This window comes from Bacillus pumilus (assembly GCF_009937765.1).
GTDB classification, from domain to species: Bacteria; Bacillota; Bacilli; order Bacillales; family Bacillaceae; genus Bacillus; species Bacillus pumilus_O.
Genome location: NZ_CP047089.1, coordinates 2,594,727 through 2,610,793, shown reverse-complemented (window position 1 = coordinate 2,610,793; position 16,067 = coordinate 2,594,727). Strand labels below are relative to the sequence as shown.

The following is a 16,067-nucleotide window of genomic DNA, read 5'->3' as shown; positions in this document are numbered from 1 at the left end:
GAAAGGCGTTTTTTCTATGAGTGTGAGGATTGTTTTTTCATATATTGAGATAATTCCATAATCATTGCGCCCATTCTCTCAAGTGACGGGGTAAGAATCCTGTCAATGCCCTCTTCTTTTAAAGCTTCAGCTGTGACTTTTCCAACAGCTACTGCCAGTACGTGCTGCTCAAATAGCGCTTGAAGTTCTTCTTTTCTTCCCCATTTTGCTGCTAACGTGAAAAAGGCGTGTACCTGAACAGCGGTTGTAAAACAGACGGCGTGGACATTTCCGTCTTTCATTTCTTGAAGCAATGTTTCTGCGGCTTTTGGTTCAGGTGGTGTGTGCTGATAAGGTAAAAGTGGCAATACATCTGCCCCTTTTTCATGTAAAAACTGGATGAGGGCCGGAGCATTTTCCCCGTGCAGCTGCACCATGACACGTTTGCCTTGAAACTCTTTGCCTTCAAGCTTTGCGATCAGATCACGTACTGTCCCATCTTCATCAGACACGTCTGGCTGAATTCCGCGTTTTTTGAGTGCAGCATAAGTTTTGTATCCTCTTGAAGCAATTTGTGCATTTGATAGAATATGCATAAATTCTTCTCCTAAATCAAGCTCTTCTGCACTCTCAATTAATGTATCAGTTCCGATACCTGTGGTTAAAACCACCCAATCGGCACCTTTTTTCACAAAAGTTTCAATGCCTGGCTTTAACTCCTCTTTGGCTAAAAATACGGTTCCTTGAAGAGAACGAATAACAGCTTGTCCCCCTTGCTTTTCGACAAGTGTACGCATTTCTTCTGTTTTTCTCGTTCCACAAATGGCAATCGTTTTTCCAGATAAGCCTTTACTCAATTTTATCCCTCTTTTTCTATCACATTTGATATGTATTAAATATAGATTTATTTGGAAGACGTTGCAAGTGTCTACTAAAAAAGAGCTTGACGTTTCGGTCTAATTCGAGTATCTTTTGTAAGTGCAAATTGTAGGAGGTCATTATGGAAAAACAGAATGTTCAAGCTTATCGATTATCAATTGCAGACCCAACACCACTTGGTTTGTTTGGTTTAGCAATGGTGACGCTCGTTGCGTCCTCACAAAAACTAGGAATTACAGATGGCACTTCCCTTATTTTACCTTGGGCTATCTTCCTTGGAGGCATCGCGCAACTGATCGCGTCCATACAAGATTCAAAGCATCATAATATTTTTGGAGCCACTGCCTTTGGCGCATTCGGTCTCTTTTGGATGGGCGTTGGAACGACTTGGCTCATTCAAGCGGGCGTTTTTGGGAAAACGCTTGCGGAAGCAGCAGATCCAAAACAACTAGGTTTTGCGTTTATCGGGTATTTAATTTTCAGCTTGTTTATGACGATTGGTGCAATGGAAACTCATAAAGTATTATTTTTGATTTTCGTCTTTATTGATTGCTTATTCCTTGGTCTTTCCCTAAGCTCGTTTGGTGTGATGTACGACGTGACTCATACCATTGCCGGTATTGCAGAATTGATCATTTCTCTGCTTTCATTTTATGGTTCAGCAGCAGTTGTGCTCAATACTCATTTCGGTCGTACTGTGCTACCAATTGGACAACCATTTCGTATTTTTACAAAAGCATAAGTAAAAAAAGAACTGCTTTGTGCAGTTCTTTTTTATGTTTATTTTTCTTGCGCCTCTTGGAAAATCTCGCCGATAATTTCATATGAACGCATTCTTTCTTGATGATCAAACATATCCGAATTAATCATCACTTCGTCTGCTTGAGTGGCTTCAACAAAGGCTTCCAATTCTCTTTTCACCTTTTCCTTATCTCCGATCATTGTCGAACTTAATTGTTCATCCACCATCGCTTTTTCATATGGACTCCAAAGACCGTCCATACTGTCGACAGGCGCTTTGAGTTTTCCCGGGGTATTTCGAATGAGACTTAAAAACCGCTGATAATGAGACGTTGCCAAATATTCAGCTCGCTCTGTTTGATCTGCAGCAAAAGCTGTCACCCCCACCATGGCATAAGGCTCTTTTAACACATCAGAAGTTCTAAATGACTGTCTATACAGCTCTAAAGCAGGAATTGTATTTTTAGGTGAAAAATGTGCCGCAAATGCAAATGGCAATCCAAGCTCTCCTGCAAGTCTTGCGCTAAATCCACTTGAACCAAGTAGCCAAATCGGAATGTCTAGTCCCTCTCCTGGAACGGCTCTTACATGTTTTTTGACCTGTCCGGTTGGTTTGAAATATTGCCGAAGTTCTTCTAGCTGTTCAGGGAAATCTTCTCCATTATGAAGATTACGTCTAAGTGCCCTTGCCGTTAACTGATCTGTCCCTGGTGCTCTTCCAAGACCTAAATCAATTCTCCCCGGATATAATGTCTCAAGTGTGCCGAATTGTTCAGCAATAACAAGTGAAGAGTGGTTTGGCAGCATAATTCCGCCAGATCCTACTCGAATTTTTTCGGTTCCGCCAGCAATATACCCTATTAAAACGGACGTTGCTGAACTTGCAACACCTTCCATATTATGGTGTTCTGCGAGCCAGTATCTATGATAACCCCACTTCTCCGCCTTTTTTGCTAAATTCATACTATGTTCAAAAGATTCCTTAATGGTACCGCCTTCTGTCACAGAGGATAAATTTAAAACGGAATAAGCTGTGCGCTTTAAAACTGATTGACTCATAAATGATGTCCCCATTTCTGTCAAAAATCATACTAGTTTCATACTTTCAACACCATAACATAAAATCATAAAACATTTAAATGATTTGATTCGATGATTTTCGAAATGATGATTTTCTAGGTTTTACTTCCAATTTAAAAATTTGCTCATAGAATGAAATATCAATTTTAGGAGATGGGCAATTTGTACAATCAATTCGATCACAAATGTCCCTTTTGCGGTAAATATCATGAGGAGCCTCATTACAAAAGATCACGTCATGACCGTCCTCAAAGAAGAGACTGTCCGTATATCAAACAAGAACATTCAAAACAAAACAGACCTCAAGGAGATCCCTCCTGTGCAAAAGGAGAAAAACAACCAAAAATAATTCAAAGGGTTGGACGAAGAGGCCCAGCAGGTCCCGCTGGGCCTACCGGACCAACCGGACCTGCTGGCGGATTAATCGGCGCCCTCCCTTTTAACCCCTCACAATCACAAGATTACGAGGCGGGTCAAGTCGTCACGTTTAATGGCAGTACTTATATTGCCAATGTAGATGCTCCCTCAGGAATACCTGGACTTTCCCCCGATTATACCCTTTTGGCAGCTTCTGGGGAAACTGGTCCGACTGGTCCTACAGGGATAGGATTAAGTGGTATTGAAGCATATGATCCAGCAAGAGCATCAACATATTCAATCGGTCAAGTGGTCACTTATGAAGGTGGTACGTATATTGTGGACTCTGCTCCACCTTTAGGTACGCCAGATACGTCCCCGGATTATACGCTTTTGGCAGCACCTGGTGTTTCAGGTTCTACTGGAGTTACAGGAATCACTGGTGCAACTGGTTCTACTGGTGCAACTGGTTCCACAGGTAGCACTGGACCAACTGGTCCGACTGGAGCGACTGGTATCACTGGTTCAACTGGACCTACTGGCGTCACGGGAATCACTGGTTCAACTGGATCTACTGGTGTGACAGGCAGCACTGGTCCTACTGGTTCTACAGGAATCACTGGTTCAACTGGAGCTACGGGTGCCACAGGTATCACAGGTTCAACCGGATCTACTGGGGCTACGGGAATCACTGGACCAACTGGTCCTACTGGTGTGACAGGAATCACTGGGGCTACCGGAACTACTGGTGCGACTGGTATCACTGGGGTTACCGGATCTACTGGCGTCACAGGTATCACTGGTGCTACTGGTCCTACGGGCGTCACAGGTATCACTGGTACTACCGGATCTACTGGCAGCACAGGTATCACTGGTGTTACCGGACCTACTGGTGCAACAGGTATCACTGGTTCAACTGGATCTACGGGTGCCACGGGTAGCACTGGACCAACTGGTCCGACTGGTTCTACAGGAATCACTGGTGCTACCGGTCCGACTGGAGCCACAGGTATCACAGGTATCACAGGTTCAACCGGACCTACTGGGGCCACAGGTATCACAGGTTCAACCGGACCTACTGGTGCAACAGGAATCACTGGTGCTACCGGACCTACTGGCGTCACAGGTATCACTGGTGCTACTGGTCCTACGGGCGTCACAGGTATATTGATTATTATAACAATATCCGAATTCAATTGAAATTAAACAACCAGTCACCAAAAGAGTTTCGGCAACTGGCTGTTTTATAAAGGTGTTTTGATCCCTGTCTCAAAAACGGGGGTCAGTTCCTGTCCTACAGGGTTTTATTTCAAACATTTTATTAGGATTAACCTTCTAATTCCTCAATCATGATCGACAGTTCTGTCCAGCGGTCCATTGCTTGTTCTAGTTCTTCAGCAACGGCTTTTTGTTCGTCCATCAGTTCTTGAATTTTCCCAAAATCACTGCCTGCTTCTGCAATGCTTGCTTCAAGCTGCTGATGTTTTTCCTCCAATGCCTGAATCCGGTCTTCAATTCCATCCCATTCAAGCTGGTCTTTGTAAGAAAGTTTTTTTCTTTTTTTAGGCGCCGCTTCTACTTGTTTCTCAGCAGGCTTTGTCTCTGTCCGCTTCTGCTCTTTTTCTTGCTCCATGTAATCGCTGTAAGCGCCTTGGTAGTGTGAAATGCGGCCATTTCCTTCAAAGACGAGTAGACGATGAACCACCCGGTCTAAGAAATAACGATCATGCGATACGGTCATGACAACGCCAGGAAACTGTTCTAAATAATCCTCTAAAATGCTGAGGGTCTCCGTATCAAGATCGTTCGTTGGCTCATCTAAAAAGAGAACATTCGGTTCTTCCATTAAGACTTTCAGTAAATACAATCTGCGGCGTTCTCCCCCTGACAGCTTGCGAATAAACGTCCGCTGCATGGATCTTGGGAATAGGAACCGTTCCAGCATTTGCTCTGCTGTCACTATGGCGTCATCAGATGTCTTAACGATCTCAGCTGTTTCCTTGATGTATTCAATGATCGTCAGCTCTTCATCCATTTCCTTATGATCCTGCGTGTAATAACCAATGCGAACGGTTTGTCCAATCGTCAACTGTCCTGAAGTCGGTTCAATTTTACCCGCTAGACAATTGAGAAGCGTCGTTTTTCCGACTCCATTCGGCCCAATGAATCCAATCCGGTCGCCCGGCACGACTAAGTCTGTAAACTGCTCCACAAGGGTCTGGCCAGCAAATGAAATTGACAAGTCTTCTGCCTCTATGACTTGTTTTCCTAGGCGATGCGAACCGATGGCGAAATCTAGCTCTCCCTTCGCATCAGGGCCTTTTTGATCCATTAGTTCTTCAGCTCTGCCGATGCGTGCTTTCTGCTTCGTTGTTCTTGCTTTTGCCCCTCTTCTCAGCCATGCAAGCTCTCGTCTGAGTAAGTTTTGACGTTTCGTTTCTTTCACCTGGGCCTCTGCTTCTCGTTCCGCTCTTTTTTCTAAAAAGACTTCATAATTTCCTTTATACGTATAGAGCTGTCCTTGATTCAGCTCATAAATCCGATTGGCCACTCGGTTGAGGAAATAACGATCATGCGTCACCAGAATGACAGCACCGCTGTATTGACTCAAATATCCTTCGAGCCATTCAATCGTTGCATTATCGAGATGGTTGGTTGGCTCATCTAAAATCAGCAATCCTGCGGGCTGAATTAAATTTTTAGCAATCGCGACACGCTTTTTCTGTCCGCCTGATAAGGCATGAACCGAACGGCTCACATCTTTGACACCAAGCTTTGTCAAAATCGTTTTTGCTGACAGGTTCGCATCCCATGCGTCTTCCTGATCCATTCGATTTTGCATGCGCATGAGCGCCTCTTGTTTTGCCTCATTTTGTGGATCATGCTCTAAATCGGCGAGTGCCTGTTCATATGCCTTCATCGTTTGAATCATCGGTGCTGTTCCAGAAAAAATGTAATCGAGAATCGTTTCATCCCCATCCATTTCAGGGTCCTGCTCAAGAAATTCGATATCAAGCGTCCCTGCCTTCGTGATGTCACCTTCCTCAAACGATTCAAGTCCTGCAATGACCTTTAGGAGCGTTGACTTCCCTGTTCCGTTTGGTCCAATTAACCCGATGCGTTCCTTTGGTTCTATATGAAAAGAAATATGATCAAACAGCGTTTTCTCGCCATAGGTTTTATATAATCCTTCTACATTCAATAAACTCATTTTTATCAGCCCTTACATAGATTCTTCCTTTATTTTAAATCAGCCAGTAGCAGAAAACTAGTTTTAAAAAACCCGCTGCTGAAAAGAATGTTTCCTTTTGCTGCTCGATACACTATGAAGAGGTGATCTAAAGATGGTAACCATTAGCTTATGTATGATCGTGAAAAATGAAGAGGAGGTGTTAGCGGACTGCCTTTCCTCCGTTCAAGACATTGTCGATGAGATGATCATCGTTGATACAGGTTCAACAGATCGTACGAAGGAGATTGCTCACTCCTTTTCAGCCAAGGTACTTGATTTCGAATGGGTTCAGCATTTTGCCAAAGCCCGCAATTTCGCTTTCTCACGTGCAACGAAAGAATATATTTTATGGCTTGATGCTGACGATGTTCTGCTTGAAGAAGACCGTCAAAAATTTCTTCAGCTCAAAGAGACACTCGACCCTGCGGTGGATGCCGTCTCAATGTTTTATCATGTAGGATTCGATGAAGACGGTCAGGTGAATTTTAAATATAGAAGAAATCGCCTTGTGAAGCGCGCCTTGAACTTTCAGTGGTACGGGGCCGTTCATGAGTTTCTTCAAGTGTACGGAAACATCTTACCAGCCGATATAGCCGTCACACATCAAAAGCGTAAGAAAACAACCGCTGGTGAACCAGGGCGCAACCTGCGAATTTATGAAGACATGCTGGCAAGGGGAGAGGACATGACGCCTCGTGACCTCTTTTACTTTGCCAATGAATTAAGAGATAACAGGCAGCATGTCAAAGCAATTCGTTTTTATCATGAATTTTTAGCGACAAAACAGTGCTGGATTGAGGATGAAATTCGCACATGCCAATATTTAGCAGACTGCTATTATGCGGTAGGCTTCGAGGAAGCGGCTTTATCCTCATTATTACGTTCTTTCTTATATGATCAGCCTCGTCCAGAATTTTGTTGCCGAATCGGGGATCATCTAAAAATTCAAAATAAACATCGGGCAGCGATCTTTTGGTATGAGCAGGCGCTGAAGGCTCCTGAAAACGAAGCAGCCTTCACACTCACACATTATAAAACGTGGTATCCTCACCTTCAGCTTTGCTACTGTTATTATCAGCTTGGCGATTTGGAGAAAGCCAAAACACATCACCTTGCTTCCGCCGCCCATCACCCAACTCATCCAAGTGTGCTGTATAATGAAAAAATATTTACTGAACAGACATAAATGATTTATCACCACATCCGCCTTCCATCTCCCGGCGGATGTCTCTTTTTAAGCAGAAAGTCGATGGTGGCGCTCAACGCTTTAGTGATTTAAAGCGTTTTTCAACCAATTGACTAAATTGTCATTTCAGCATATACTAACACTCGTCTTACGAAAAGATTTATCCATTAGGAGGTCAACATGAGTTCTTTATTTCGAAAAAAGTCTCTCGACCAGCTCATGCTTGAAAGTCAAACGAAGCGGCTCAGCCGATCGTTAAATACGTTTGATTTAATCTTGCTTGGCATTGGCTGCGTGGTCGGGACTGGTATCTTTGTGATTACGGGGGTTGCTGCGGCAAAGGATGCGGGACCTGCGATTATTATATCTTTTATTTTAGCTGCGATCGCATGCGCCCTTGCTGCTTTTTGCTACGCTGAGTTCTCCTCGTCCATTCCTGTATCAGGAAGTGTCTATACGTATTCCTACGCTACACTTGGGGAATTTCTCGCCTTCTTAATGGGCTGGGATCTCATGCTTGAATATGTCATTGCACTCTCTGCTGTAGCAAGCGGATGGTCGTCCTATTTCCAATCACTGCTCAGTGGATTTGGTGTGCACATACCGAAGGCTTTATCAGCTGCACCTGGAGCCGCTGATGGAGCCGTCTTTAACCTTCCAGGCGCACTCATTATTTTGCTTATCACCTTTATCGTCTCTAGAGGCGTGAAAGAAAGCACGAAGCTGAATAACATCATTGTGCTAATTAAAATTGCCATCGTCCTTCTCTTTATCATTTCAGGCTTTGCGTACGTCAAACCTGAAAACTGGACACCTTTTATGCCGATGGGCTTCCACGGTGTGATTGCTGGAGCGGCAACTGTCTTTTTTGCTTACCTCGGATTTGATGCGATCGCTAATGCGTCTGAAGAAGTCAAAAATCCTCAAAAGGCGATGCCAATCGGAATCATCGGAGCGCTCGGTGTTTGTACGATTTTATACATCGGTGTTTCATTTGTCTTAACAGGCATGGTTCACTATACGAAGCTGAATGTCAGTGACCCTGTCGCATTTGCTCTTCAAGTTGTTGGCCTGAATAGTGTGGCGGGCATTATATCCGCCGGTGCCATTATTGGGATCACCACGGTTTTAATTGCCTTAGTCTATGCGCAGGTGCGCCTAACCTTTGCGATGAGCCGCGATGGTCTTATGCCGAAGATTTTCTCTAATGTCAATCCAAAATCACAAACACCCGTTGCCAATACTTGGCTGACAGGTGCTGTCGCAGCATGTATCGTAGGCTTTGTGAACTTATCGACACTCGCGAATTTAGTGAGCATCGGTACGCTTGCAGCCTTCACAGTCATTTCAATCGCCGTTATCGTTTTACGGAAAAAACACCCGAATGTCAAAGCAGCGTTTAAAGTGCCATTCGTGCCTGTTCTTCCGATTATCAGTGCGGTCATTTGTATCACACTCGCAACTACCCTTTCATGGGAGACATGGAGAGCCTTCCTGATCTGGGTGGCCATTGGTGTCGTTGTTTATTTCGCCTATGCAAGACGAAAAAGTCATCTGAATGAAACGCATTAGAAAAGAGACACGGGGATTCCCGGTCTCTTTTTTTGCTTAAACCACGCTGTTTTTGACTGAATTTGAATCTACCATATCTGGATCTAACACACTTGAAATCGGAATGACAAGCGGTGAACAATCACCATTGTCCTCTCCAAATCCTTGGTTCAATTTCATCGAGAGAAAATAATCGATCTGCTGATAAGGTCCTAGCGTCAGTGATGCACCCCGATCCATTGCATTAACTTTAAAAGCACCGACATTGACGACTGAGGGTGAGAATAACATCACACGTCACTTCCTTTGAATGGGTTTAGCTGTTGGTGAAAAAGAGGCAGGTGAGTCCACTTGATCTCGATCATCTACATGGCTTTTTGTCCCGACAAAACCGCTGGCATCTCCAAAATTTTGTCCGTACCCCTGATTTTTTTTATCTGAGTTTTGCCACTCTGCTAACAAATTTTGTCCGACATTCACCGCCGACGCATTTTCAAAGGAATTAATTTTTAACATGAAAATATTAATATTGATATACGGAGTTGGTTGAACCACAGATAAACCTCCTTTTTATAGGTATATGCAAGCACCCATCAAGTATGTTAACAGGAGGTCTTCACATGGACTTCGAAAAAATGAAGCAGTGGATGGATATTGCCCAGCAAATGCATGGGGATGATTTTTGGAAAATGATCTTCGATGATGAGCAAAGATCTCCCTTTATGGCAAACGGTCCGTCTCCCTTTACATTTACGCAGCAGGATCAGCGCGGCCCAGATGCGTCGTTCCCACCCATCGACATGGTAGAAACCGCGACAGAAATTCAGTACTTAATTTATTTGCCTGGCTACCGAAAAGAAGATGTACAAGTGTTATCATATGGCGAATATTTGGTTGTGAAAGGACAACGTTTTTCCTTTTTTAATGAGCAGGATTTTCGACAAAAACAGGGGAAGTATGGTCCATTTGAAAAGAAAATCCGGCTCCCAGAAATGATTCTTGGACAAATGAACGCAGCCTTTAAAGACGGTGTGCTTTATATCAGACTGCAAAAGGATGAAGGAAAAGCGACTGCTATTATCATAGATGACGAATATTGATACTCACGGCGTCGATTTGATCACGATCATCAATCGATTCAATCGGCAGGATCGTGATCACGCCATCAGCATTCTGTTCCCCAAACCCATTGTTTCTTTTCATCGTACTGCAATGATTGCAAACAAACGTCGAACCAAATGTCATGGATGATCCTGTGCCGATTGAGTTCGTCTTCATATGGGCAATGTGGATATGAGTAGGCAGCATGTGCTTCTCTCCTTTCTTGTCATCTCTATAAGTATATATCTCACAGCTTTTCCATAGACTAGATCAAGGCAGAAGAAAAGGTTGTGGTCTACTTGAAACATTTCATTCTATCACTCTTTAAAAAAACTGAATCCAGTCCATCCCCCTCTGTCACCGAGCTGGAGAAAAGGCTCACCGCTCTCGAGCAAAAAATGTCTGCATCAGCTTCCCCTGTCTCAGAGGATACACACATTCATATCGAATCCCTGCATGTGGACAAAATTGATTACCATTTAGAGTTTGGTGAGCTTTCCATTGACCAGCTTCAAGGCAGACTCAACATTGGGGCAACCTATTACACGCCAAAAGACACGCACATCAAAAAATCAGCACCTCCACCGAAGCCAAAAGAAACAAAAACACCGACAGTCTCGATTCGATCAAAGCCACCTTCGTAATCCGATCAACTTTTAAGCACAACCGGAAGCCAGAAATACACCGCAAGGACAATTACCACAATACTGATGATATTTAACCAAAATCCTGTCCTGACCATATCTGATATTTTCAGCACGTCTGCACTAAAGACAGCAGCATTTGGCGGTGTGGAAATCGGCAGCATAAACGCACATGAAGAAGCCAAAGCAGCCGCAGCCATTAACCCATAGGGCTCGATTCCAATCGCAAGCCCAAGCCCTACCGTAATCGGAATGATCATATTGGCAACAGCTGTATTTGACATAATCTCAGTCATAAACAAAATCGCTCCAGTTAAAATGATCAATAGCATGATATATGAAAGCCCATTTAAATGCTGTAGATTTTCCCCAATCCATCCTGTTAGATTGGTTTCTGCAAAGCCCGTAGCGAGCGATAGCCCACCTCCAAACAAAAGCAACAGCCCCCACGGCAGCTGTTTCATATCCTGCCATTCTAGTATTCTCTCTCCGTTTTTTGCTGGAATGAGAAATAACAGCAAGGCACCAAAAATGGCGATGGACGTGTCGGATACGGTAACTCCTCCAAACAAAAAGAGTTTAAAAATCCACAAAAACGCCGTCGTGAGAAAAACGGCAAACACCCATTTTTCCTCTTGTTTCATTTTTCCTAAATCCTCTAATCCCTTTCGAATGAACGTTACACTTATTTCACCTGTGTGCTCTACCTTAAACTGGACTTTGGTCAAATACAGAAATAAGAGAATGAGCAGAATCATCGCAACAGGAAAACCAAACAAAAACCATTCAAAAAACATAATTTCCCGATCTAATAGCTTTTTTGACATCGCAGCAAACACCGCATTTGGGACGGACCCGACAAGTGTTGCTAGACCTCCAATTGACGCTGAATACGCAACCGACAATAAAATGCTTTTACTGAATCGCTCAAGAGATGGACCAGCTAAAATATCATTAGCTTTGACCTCTTTAATCACAGCCAGTGCCACCGGGAGCATCATCAGAGCTGTCGCTGCATTTGAAATCCACATAGATAAAAAAGCAGTCGCGATCATGACACCTAATACAATGCGGTCACTTCGTGTGCCAATCACCCTTAAAATGTGTAAGGCCATTCTTCTATGCAGATTCCATTTTTCAATAGCAATTGCGATCATAAATCCGCCCATATACATAAAAACGATCGGATCTCCATAAGCTCTTGATGTCTGTTCCATCGAAAGCCCGCCAAGTGTCGGCAATAGGATGATGGGCAATAAAGATGTTGCAGGGATGGGCAGTGCTTCTGTCACCCACCATGTAGCCGTCCAAGCGGTAATGCCCAAGACTACCCTCGCAGCATAGGTCAATTCATTTTCAGGTATGAGAAAAAGAACGAGCAAGAAGAGTGCCGGTCCAAGCACAAGTCCAATCACATTCACCTTTTGATAAACGATAACAATTCCCCCTTATTGAAAGCGCTTGTATATTTTTCTATTTTTCCACATTCGATGATCTCTTAAAAAATCCTTTAAATCATAAGAAAAAATGAAGATATCTTTCATAGTAACCATCTATCATTTTCGTCCCTTTCCCCAATCCATGACATGAAACATTGGTCTATTTTCATAGGAGAAACTATACAAATCATCTGCAATCACTGTAAAATATAGAAGATCTAATCAAAAATTGAGGTGTTTTCATTGTATACGGATCAACGAAAATCATTTTGGAAACAGAAAAAAGTCATGATTCCCATTCTTAGTGTCATCGTAGTTGCTGTTGCTTTCTTTTTCTTAAAAGATTCTCTTTTCTCAAAAGAAAAAGAAGCTTTAAAAGCGGCTCAATCCTTTACAAAACAAATGGAGAAGAAAGACTTTACGAAGCTGGCTGATGAGGTAACGAGTGCGTCTTTGAAAGCCAATGACTTCTCAAAAAAACAACTAGCCGAAAAATACGACAATATCTTCAACGGAATTGGCGCTTATGATCTGAACATATCAAAGCTCAACGTTGAAAAACAGGACAAAGGAAATGGGTATCAATTTTCCTATGATGTGACAATGAAAACGTCATTTGGCAAGCTGCACAAGCTTTCTTATAAGGGCGTTCTCTCAAAAGAAGATGACAAATGGAAAATCGACTGGAAGCCAAATCTCATCTTCCCGCAAATGGAGAAGGGAGATATGATTAAAGTCAAATCAGACCCTGCTGTACGCGGAAACATCGTCGACCGAAAAGGACGTACCCTAGCAGAAACAACTGGCGGAAGCGCACTTGGCATCATCCCAGGAAAGCTTGGCACAGGAGAAGAAAAAGAACGCAATATCAAAAAAATCAGCAAGGCATTTGATATTGATGAAGAACTCATCGACAATCAGCTGAAACAAGCATGGGTCACAGACGACACGTTTGTTCCGCTCAAATCAATGTTAGAACAGAAGCCGATTCCAAAAGATATAAAAGGCGTCACCTATCAATCGAAGGAAATGCGTTACTATCCTTATAACAAAGCCGCCGCCCATCTCACCGGCTATGTTGGAAAAGCAAATGCAGATGATATCAAAAGAAATCCGGCGTTAAAAGCAGATCAAATCATCGGCAAAACCGGCCTAGAATTCACATTTGACAAAAACTTGCGTGGACAAGATGGCGGAAGCATTTTAATCGTCCATGATGAAACAGGCATTGAAGAAACATTGCAAAAATCAGATCGACAAGATGGAAAAACAGTGAAGCTGACCATTGATGCTTCTTTACAGAAAAAAGCCTATGAACAGCTGAAAGGTGAAAAAGGGGCCGTCACCATCATGAATCCATCTTCTGGGGATCTATTAGCGCTTGTCAGTGCCCCTTCCTATGATGTCAATCTCATGACAAACGGAATCACACCTAAGGAGTATCAGGCATACAGTGAAAACCCAGATCTCCCATTCCAAGCCCGTTATGCAAGCCGATATGCACCAGGGTCTACATTCAAAACCATTACAGCAGCCATCGGACTGGAAACAGGTGTCACAAAGCCTCATAAAGTACGCACCATCCATGGACTGAAATGGCAAAAAGATCAATCTTGGGGCAATTATCGCATTACGCGGGTTCACGATAAAGAAAACGTAAATATGGTTGATGCCCTCGTATACTCAGATAATATTTACTTCGGACAGGAAGCTCTGGAAATTGGCAAAGACACCTATGAGAAAAAAGTAAAAGCATTCGGATTTGGCGAAGATTTGCACATGCCATTTACAATGAAACCAGCACAAGTATCGAACGACGGCATTCAATCGGACATCCTGCTTGCTGACTCGGCATATGGTCAAGGTGAATTACTCATGTCACCGATTGAACAAGTACATGCCTATTCTCCATTTGCAACAGGGGGCAAGCTTGTCTATCCTCGAGTCGTTCAAGATGAGAAAACAGCATCACCAAAACAAATCATCAAAGAAGACTCGGCAAATACAGTGAAAGACGCGCTCACTCAGGTCGTGACAAGCCCAAATGGTACAGCTCACTCCTTACAAATGGAAGGCACTGATATTGCCGCTAAAACAGGAACGGCAGAACTGAAGAGCAAGCAAGGAGCAACAGACGGTTCTGAAAATGGATTTTTACTTGCATTTAATCCTAAAAAAGAAGATTACGTCCTCGTCGGTATGATTGAAGATGTAAAAAACCGCGGCGGTAGTGGACTCGTCATTCAAAAAATGAAGCCTGTCATCGCATCTTTTTATAAGTAACCATTTAGAGACACAAACACTTGTGTCTCTCAGCGTGTAGACAAACCCTCGCATTCGTTGTCAGTCCTGCGCTTCGGTGCTCACGAATGTCTAATTCGCTCCGCTCCGATGCTCGTACTTCCTAGACTTCAAAGGTTTTCTATCACGCTGAAAAGAAGACAAAGAGCTAAAATAAAGATCATTTTAGCCCTTTGTCAACAATCTGAGAGACACAAAAACTTGTGTCTCTTTTTTCTAAATCATGACAATTTGCTATTGTTTTATAGTTCACCTTATGAATAAAATGAGAAGAATGCAAAATTGAAAACAGTTGAATGAAAGGAGGATGTCTCATTGGCTATTGCTGCTCGTACTAAGGATAAACCTCAAAATTCCGTCACTGGCTCAACGGTCTATCCCATTTTATTGATTATTGGCATTTGTCATATGCTCAATGACACTTTGCAAGCCGTTATTCCTGCGATGTTCCCTATTTTAGAACGCTCAATGGGGCTGACCTTTACACAATTAGGGCTGATTGCCTTTACATTAAACATGGTCTCCTCTGTGATGCAGCCCGCTATTGGGTGGTACACAGATAAAAGGCCGATGCCTTATGCACTCCCGATTGCTTTATTTTCTAGTGCTGTCGGTATATTCGGGCTTGCGTTTGCGCCTTCCTTTGCCACCATATTGCTTTGCGTTGTCTTTATCGGACTCGGCTCTGCTATTTTCCATCCAGAGGGCTCTCGTGTTGCCAACATGGCTGCTGGTCCAAGACGAGGACTTGCACAGTCCATCTATCAAGTAGGCGGAAATACAGGTCAAGCCTTTGCCCCGCTAATCGCAGCATTAATGCTCGTCCCTCTCGGTCAGCCAGGTGTGGCTTGGTTTACGATTGTTGGAATGATTGCTGTCGGTTTCCTTCTTTATATTTCAAGATGGTACGCAGGAAGACTTCAAACCATTCGAGCTCAAGCGAAAAAAGCTCCAGCAAAAGCGGCAAGATCTGAACTTCACCGTAAGTCAGCACTCACAGCACTTGGCATTATCGTCTTTCTCATCTTTGCCCGCTCTTGGTATGGAAATGCGATATCGAATTTCTATGCGTTTTATGCGATTGAACAATATGGATTGACGATTAAAGAATCACAGACTTATATTTTCTTATTTCTCATTCTAGGTGCAATTGGGACGTTTTTAGGCGGGCCGCTTGCAGACCGCTTCGGCAAGAAAACCGTCATTTTAATTTCCTTATTGGCATCCTTTCCGCTTGCCTTGCTTCTGCCATTTGCCGGACCGGTTTTTGCTTATGTTTTACTTGGGCTGATTGGAGTCATTTTGACATCAAGCTTCTCTGTCACAGTTGTTTATGCTCAAGAACTATTTCCCGGGAAAATTGGCACAATGTCTGGTTTAACGGTTGGGCTTGCGTTTGGTATGGGTGCAATCGGATCGGTCGCTTTAGGCTCATTTATTGATACCTTCGGTTTAACGCCTACCATGATCGGGGTCGCTTTTTTACCGATATTAGGCATTCTGGCATTCTTACTACCTAGCGATCAAACCATCTCCAAATGGAATGAATCATAAAAAGGAAAAAACCGCTCAGTGAT

General features: G+C 43.3%; 14 protein-coding genes and 2 pseudogenes. 9 read left to right on the top strand and 7 right to left on the bottom strand.

Annotated features, from left to right (window positions below; translation table 11 throughout):
* Nucleotides 1–14 precede the first annotated feature (14 nt).
* Complete coding sequence (locus GPS65_RS12765; RefSeq protein ID WP_012010199.1) at nt 15–836, bottom strand: uroporphyrinogen-III synthase; 822 nt, start codon at nt 834–836, stop codon at nt 15–17.
* Nucleotides 837–979: 143 nt separating this feature from the next.
* Between GPS65_RS12765 and GPS65_RS12760 the strand changes: the two genes are divergently transcribed.
* The gene (locus tag GPS65_RS12760; RefSeq protein WP_119124973.1) at nt 980–1,600 is read left to right on the top strand and encodes an acetate uptake transporter; all 621 of its coding nucleotides are present in this window, start codon (nt 980–982) and stop codon (nt 1,598–1,600) included.
* A 38-nt stretch (nt 1,601–1,638) separates the two neighbouring features.
* Here GPS65_RS12760 and GPS65_RS12755 read toward each other — a convergent pair whose 3' ends face one another.
* Complete coding sequence (locus tag GPS65_RS12755; RefSeq protein ID WP_041815615.1) at nt 1,639–2,658, bottom strand: LLM class flavin-dependent oxidoreductase; 1,020 nt, start codon at nt 2,656–2,658, stop codon at nt 1,639–1,641.
* Between the two features lie 174 nt (nt 2,659–2,832).
* Between GPS65_RS12755 and GPS65_RS19640 the strand changes: the two are divergent.
* Nucleotides 2,833–4,203, top strand: a pseudogene (locus GPS65_RS19640) (hypothetical protein); the annotation flags it as partial.
* Nucleotides 4,200–4,286 (top strand): annotated as a pseudogene (locus tag GPS65_RS19890) (IS3 family transposase); the annotation flags it as partial. The pseudogenes GPS65_RS19640 and GPS65_RS19890, both read left to right, overlap by 4 nt.
* Before the next feature lie 77 nt (nt 4,287–4,363).
* On the opposite strand, the gene GPS65_RS12745 reads toward GPS65_RS19890, so the two are convergent.
* Entirely contained in the window at nt 4,364–6,247 is a 1,884-nt protein-coding gene (locus tag GPS65_RS12745; RefSeq protein ID WP_012009227.1) for an ABC-F family ATP-binding cassette domain-containing protein, read from the bottom strand.
* A 133-nt stretch (nt 6,248–6,380) separates the two neighbouring features.
* Between GPS65_RS12745 and GPS65_RS12740 the strand changes: the two genes are divergently transcribed.
* Nucleotides 6,381–7,454: a tetratricopeptide repeat-containing glycosyltransferase family 2 protein gene (locus tag GPS65_RS12740; protein WP_012009226.1), complete on the top strand. Its 1,074-nt coding sequence runs from the start codon at nt 6,381–6,383 to the stop codon at nt 7,452–7,454.
* 180 nt (nt 7,455–7,634) lie between these two features.
* Entirely contained in the window at nt 7,635–9,026 is a 1,392-nt protein-coding gene (locus tag GPS65_RS12735) for a branched-chain amino acid transporter BcaP (RefSeq protein ID WP_012009225.1), read from the top strand.
* A gap of 36 nt (nt 9,027–9,062) precedes the next feature.
* Here GPS65_RS12735 and GPS65_RS12730 read toward each other — a convergent pair whose 3' ends face one another.
* Nucleotides 9,063–9,296: a hypothetical protein gene (locus GPS65_RS12730; protein WP_119124546.1), complete on the bottom strand. Its 234-nt coding sequence runs from the start codon at nt 9,294–9,296 to the stop codon at nt 9,063–9,065.
* Nucleotides 9,297–9,302: 6 nt separating this feature from the next.
* Nucleotides 9,303–9,560 carry a hypothetical protein gene (locus GPS65_RS12725; RefSeq protein WP_012009223.1) on the bottom strand — a complete coding sequence of 86 codons (258 nt, stop codon included), beginning with the start codon at nt 9,558–9,560 and terminating at the stop codon, nt 9,303–9,305.
* Nucleotides 9,561–9,625: 65 nt separating this feature from the next.
* Here GPS65_RS12725 and GPS65_RS12720 point away from each other — a divergent pair, with 65 nt between their 5' ends.
* A complete protein-coding gene (locus tag GPS65_RS12720) occupies nt 9,626–10,105 on the top strand; it encodes an Hsp20/alpha crystallin family protein (RefSeq protein WP_058015467.1) in 480 nt (159 codons plus the stop codon).
* Here GPS65_RS12720 and GPS65_RS12715 read toward each other — a convergent pair.
* The gene (locus GPS65_RS12715) at nt 10,086–10,313 is read right to left on the bottom strand and encodes a hypothetical protein (RefSeq protein WP_119124545.1); all 228 of its coding nucleotides are present in this window, start codon (nt 10,311–10,313) and stop codon (nt 10,086–10,088) included. The two genes, GPS65_RS12720 and GPS65_RS12715, sit on opposite strands and share 20 nt — an antisense overlap.
* Before the next feature lie 92 nt (nt 10,314–10,405).
* On the opposite strand from GPS65_RS12715, the gene GPS65_RS12710 reads away from it, so the two are divergent.
* Nucleotides 10,406–10,750 carry a hypothetical protein gene (locus GPS65_RS12710; RefSeq protein WP_254112621.1) on the top strand — a complete coding sequence of 115 codons (345 nt, stop codon included), beginning with the start codon at nt 10,406–10,408 and terminating at the stop codon, nt 10,748–10,750.
* A 5-nt stretch (nt 10,751–10,755) separates the two neighbouring features.
* Here the strand turns inward: GPS65_RS12710 and GPS65_RS12705 are convergent, their stop codons facing one another.
* Complete coding sequence (locus GPS65_RS12705; RefSeq protein WP_119124544.1) at nt 10,756–12,171, bottom strand: SLC13 family permease; 1,416 nt, start codon at nt 12,169–12,171, stop codon at nt 10,756–10,758.
* Nucleotides 12,172–12,432: 261 nt separating this feature from the next.
* Here GPS65_RS12705 and pbp4 point away from each other — a divergent pair, with 261 nt between their 5' ends.
* Together pbp4 and GPS65_RS12695 are read left to right on the top strand one after the other, a co-directional pair.
* A complete protein-coding gene (gene pbp4, locus GPS65_RS12700; protein ID WP_119124543.1) occupies nt 12,433–14,472 on the top strand; it encodes a penicillin-binding protein PBP4(5) in 2,040 nt (679 codons plus the stop codon).
* A gap of 333 nt (nt 14,473–14,805) precedes the next feature.
* Nucleotides 14,806–16,044, top strand: a complete 1,239-nt coding sequence (locus GPS65_RS12695; RefSeq protein ID WP_012009217.1) for an MFS transporter — start codon at nt 14,806–14,808, stop codon at nt 16,042–16,044.
* Nucleotides 16,045–16,067 lie beyond the last annotated feature (23 nt).

What these genes read in the sequence shown, in the direction of transcription:
- GPS65_RS12760 (WP_119124973.1), top strand. Translation starts at nt 980, where the DNA reads ATGGAAAAACAGAATGTTCAAGCTTATCGATTATCAATTGCAGACCCA.
- GPS65_RS12755 (WP_041815615.1), bottom strand. Translation starts at nt 2,658, where the DNA reads ATGAGTCAATCAGTTTTAAAGCGCACAGCTTATTCCGTTTTAAATTTA.
- GPS65_RS12745 (WP_012009227.1), bottom strand. Translation starts at nt 6,247, where the DNA reads ATGAGTTTATTGAATGTAGAAGGATTATATAAAACCTATGGCGAGAAA.
- GPS65_RS12740 (WP_012009226.1), top strand. Translation starts at nt 6,381, where the DNA reads ATGGTAACCATTAGCTTATGTATGATCGTGAAAAATGAAGAGGAGGTG.
- GPS65_RS12735 (WP_012009225.1), top strand. Translation starts at nt 7,635, where the DNA reads ATGAGTTCTTTATTTCGAAAAAAGTCTCTCGACCAGCTCATGCTTGAA.
- GPS65_RS12730 (WP_119124546.1), bottom strand. Translation starts at nt 9,296, where the DNA reads ATGTTATTCTCACCCTCAGTCGTCAATGTCGGTGCTTTTAAAGTTAAT.
- GPS65_RS12720 (WP_058015467.1), top strand. Translation starts at nt 9,626, where the DNA reads ATGGACTTCGAAAAAATGAAGCAGTGGATGGATATTGCCCAGCAAATG.
- GPS65_RS12715 (WP_119124545.1), bottom strand. Translation starts at nt 10,313, where the DNA reads ATGCTGCCTACTCATATCCACATTGCCCATATGAAGACGAACTCAATC.